Annotated in this window: 4 protein-coding genes; 1 reads left to right on the forward strand and 3 read right to left on the reverse strand. The window is 48.8% G+C overall.

Annotated features, from left to right (window positions below):
- The coding region (locus DXZ20_RS18185; RefSeq protein WP_163703532.1) for a GNAT family N-acetyltransferase at window positions 1-468 on the forward strand (468 nt) is incomplete at its 5' end.
- A gap of 35 nt (window positions 469-503) precedes the next feature.
- Here DXZ20_RS18185 and DXZ20_RS18190 read toward each other — a convergent pair.
- The 3 genes from DXZ20_RS18190 to DXZ20_RS18200 form a co-directional block, all read right to left on the reverse strand.
- The gene (locus tag DXZ20_RS18190) at window positions 504-839 is read right to left on the reverse strand and encodes a hypothetical protein (RefSeq protein WP_163699686.1); all 336 of its coding nucleotides are present in this window, start codon (window positions 837-839) and stop codon (window positions 504-506) included.
- A gap of 24 nt (window positions 840-863) precedes the next feature.
- Window positions 864-1,891, reverse strand: a protein-coding gene (locus tag DXZ20_RS18195) for an IS630 family transposase (RefSeq protein WP_431732065.1) whose coding sequence is annotated in 2 segments (ribosomal slippage) — window positions 864-1,462 and window positions 1,462-1,891 — 1,029 coding nt in all. Because the reading frame shifts where the segments join, the coding sequence is not laid out codon by codon here.
- A 214-nt stretch (window positions 1,892-2,105) separates the two neighbouring features.
- On the reverse strand, window positions 2,106-3,856 hold a 1,751-nt coding region (locus DXZ20_RS18200; RefSeq protein ID WP_163703533.1), incomplete at its 5' end, for a serine/threonine-protein kinase.

A 3,856-nucleotide genomic window follows, 5' to 3' on the forward strand; every position in this document is an offset into this window, starting at 1 on the left:
CTCAGAAAACCCACACCTGGTGATATTGGCTGGGTCATTTCAATGCACGGAAAAATTTATGCTCAAGATTTTCAATTAGAGCCACAATTTGAAATCGACATTGCTCGAAAAATAGTATTGTTTTTCGATAATGCCAGTGGTTTTGATCTCTTCTTAATTCCCTATTTTCAGGGGCATCGAGCAGGTTCCATAGCAGTTTCAAAAGAATCAGAGAAAACGGCATTTGTGAATTTTGTTCTGGTAGTCCATGAGTTTAGGGGGCAGGGCATTGCCAGGACCATGATGCATGCCATCATCAATCACTCTCGCAAGCATAATTTCAAGACATTACGCTTGGAAACCTACAGCTGTCTGAACGCTGCTCGCAAACTATATAAAACTCTTGGCTTTAATTTAATGAGCAGTAAGAAAAATATTAGAAAGTATGGCCAAAATTTTGATCAAGAATTTTGGGAACTAGAACTGTAAAAATCGGTATACAACGAAAAAAGCTTAACTAAATACTAATTCCTTGCTTCATTAACTTCCACATAATCGAGTCTTTGTATCTTTTGGTCATCTAAGTTTTTTATGGCAATCTTCAATTCTTGAGATGTTTGCAGTCTGTCCCAGGTAATACAAGGTGCAAATGCGCCCTGAATTTTTAAGGAAGCAGACGCCATACCGGCTGCATCAAAAACAACTTGTACTGAATCCAGTTCCTGCTTGGTGTTAATACATCGGTAATAGTGGTCAGTGATGATAGGTTCTCCTGCTTGTTGTAGCCGATCTAGCAATGAATCAATATTGTCGTCAGCACTACCCTCATAACCTCTGATTTTTGAGCCTACGAACTCCAATTGCTCAGCTAATATATAGCGTTCCTATTTGATTGGTGAGAATGTTCCATACATATGCATTTTGGGAAAGTCAAAGAGTTCCAGGGCACAAAACTGCTCAAATAGAGCTTTGAGGCCAGTGAATGACGGCTTCAATCCAGCCATCTGTCTGACCCAGGTCTTGGCTTGTAACCAAACATCCTCAATCGGATTTTGAGTTGGGTCGTTGGGCGCAAAGCGAATGCAGTGGATACGCCACTGGGATTCTGGCAGTCCTTCATTGAGCTCGTTTAAGCACGCTTGAATCTCCTGAGAACGATGATAACTGGCTCCATCCCATAGAATAATCAAGCGCTGGTTTGGAAACTGACGCTGCAAGAACTTGAGATAGGCCAATGTACAGGTCGTATTGCCGGCAGCGTGGGCCTCAACGAAAACGCGTTTACTTAGCAGGTCCAAGGCCCCATAGTACGTCTGCCGGTCGCGTTCATTGACAATCGGGACCTCAACGCGCTGATTTCGACGTCCCCAAACGTAGCCTTCGAGATCCCCACTCATCAGATGACATTCATCGACAAACAACACCCTCACTTGGCCACATTCAATCTCGGTGCGGTAGCGTGCCAATAGCCGTTGGATGTCGGCTTTTTTTTAGCCACTAGAGCGGGATCGGTTTTGGGGTTGACCTTGCTGGTTTTCTTCCAACTCAGACCAGCGGTCTCGAATAAGTCGTAGTAACTCTGTTTGGACTCATAGCTGACCCCATATTCACTGGCCAGGTGATACTCCAATTCATTCAGTGTCCAGATAGCTTTGGTCCCGAGCCACTCGATAACAGCGGCCTTTTGAGCAGCACTCAGATAGCTTTGACGACCTTTATGACGCGGTGCAAAGCTGCTGAGTCCCTCGGCCTCGTATCGCTGCTTCCAGTTTGCAATGAAGCCCATCGACACGTCGAGAATACTGATAATCGATTCGTAGGTATGCCCCTGATAGAGCAGTTTAACTGCTAGGGCTTTCTTCACCTGACGACCATCACGTTGCGTCTTGATGAAGGTTTTCAATTCTTCGATGGCTGCGGTTTGACTGGATACTGGTATCTCCGAACTCATAACGATACGGGGGGAACATGCTCTGATGAATACAATTTCTCAGATCATACCGATCTACCCTCAAGAATCAAGACGGATGACTATATCAGAATAAATGTGCAAAATCATGGGCACTTCGACGCTGCATATGGCCCGAATCGCGCACCCCAGAGGTTAGCCCCAAAGAAGCGGGGGCCTATTTATTCCTGAGCCAAACTTTGATAGCGGGGGTTGTTCGACTAGCTGTAATAATTTGGTCGGACGACAACACCACCAAATGATCGATCAGCATGTTAAATCCAGTTAAGACCTGTTCTGCTGCACCAGTCTCTACATTCCAGATGCGTACGGTTTTGTCTGCGCTCCCCGTACTTAGAGTTCGACCATCTCGGCTAAAGACCATATCGTTAATAAAGCTGGTGTGGCCTGACAAAATGTGCAAGGGTTCACCAGTTTTGATCTGCCATTGCCGGATGGTGCCATCGGCACTGGCACTAAATAAAAATCGACCATCGGGACTAATGGCCAGGGCGTTAATAAAACTCTCATGCCCTTCCAGGGTGCGCTCCAGTTCACTGGTAGAAATGCGCCAAAGCTTAATGGTGCGATCGCTACCACCGCTAATGATGTATTGACCGTCCGATGTCACCACAAGACTATTGATGGTGCCCTGCTCAGTGGTTAGCGATTGCACCAAGTTTCCCGTGCTGGCCTGCCAAAGGTGAATCATGCCATCGGCCCCACCGCTGATCAGCAGCTGACCATCGGGCGTACGGGCAATGATATTGATGGGACCACTGTGGGCGTCAGATTCTTGCCAAAGGGGGTTGCCACTGGCAATGGTCCATACCTGGAGTGCGCCATCGGCATTACCGCTATAAAGCTGAGTTTCATCGGGGCTGAGCAGTACCGTATTGACGAAGCCCGTTTGATCGCCGAAAGTTTGCAGCACTTGTCCAGAGGTTAAATCCCACAGACGGATAGTCTTATCGGCACTGGCGCTGACCATCCGTAGACCATCGGCAAACATGAGCAAGTCGTTGATGGTACCGGTGTGGGCGGATAGGGTGCGCTGGAGTTGTACCTGAAGCTGTGTAGGGTCTGGTAGCTGGACTGGGATGGGTTCAGGCTTTAGGTAATGGCGGAGTGCGATCGCACTGCCACCGACTGCCAGTAACCCCATTAAAGCGACAATGATCCAAGGCCATCGCCGTTTTTGCTCCACTGGCAGCATCGTCTGCGGCAGGGTTTGCCACGATGGCGTGGTAATGCCCATTTGCAAGGCTGTCGCCTCTTTAGGGGGATGTGCACCGTTAGGCAGCGTGGTGGCGGGTAGCACGGGTGGGCCTGAGTTTGGTGGAGCAGCCCCCCGATCAGTCAACGGCTCTAGCCGCCTCAGAATGTCTTGGGCCGTGGTCGGGCGATCCACCACCCGTGGAGCAATCATGCTATCGAGTAAATCCGCTAACCCAGCTGAGATTTGGGGTGCATAGGAGCGCCACTCAAACCGATTGTGTAAGGGATCGTAAAGGGCCGAATCTGTCGGTACTTTGGCGGTTAATAAATAAATCAGGGTGCGACCCAAAGCATAAAAGTCAGACTGGGGTACCGCCTGACCCTGTTCCTGTTCGGGCGGCGTATACCCAGCCGAGCTAATGGCTGTGACGAGGCCACCTTTGCTCACCTGATTTAAGTAAGTTTGGGTCATTTCCCGAGCGGCCCCAAAATCCACCAAGGCCAGCTGACCGCTTGTACGAATCATGACATTGTCAGGCTTGATGTCTCGGTGGAAGTAATTTTTCTGGTGAATCTGCTCCAGAATTTCCACTAGCTGGGTCAGCCACTGTAGCGCCTGCTGTTCACGGATGGGATGATTCCCCTGCTGTATCATCCACTGGGTCAGGTTGATACCGTCAATCTTTTCCATAACGATGCAGTGCAGCGGTT

Source organism: Adonisia turfae CCMR0081 (assembly GCF_011009555.1).
Taxonomy (GTDB): Bacteria; Cyanobacteriota; Cyanobacteriia; order Phormidesmidales; family Phormidesmidaceae; genus Leptothoe; species Leptothoe turfae.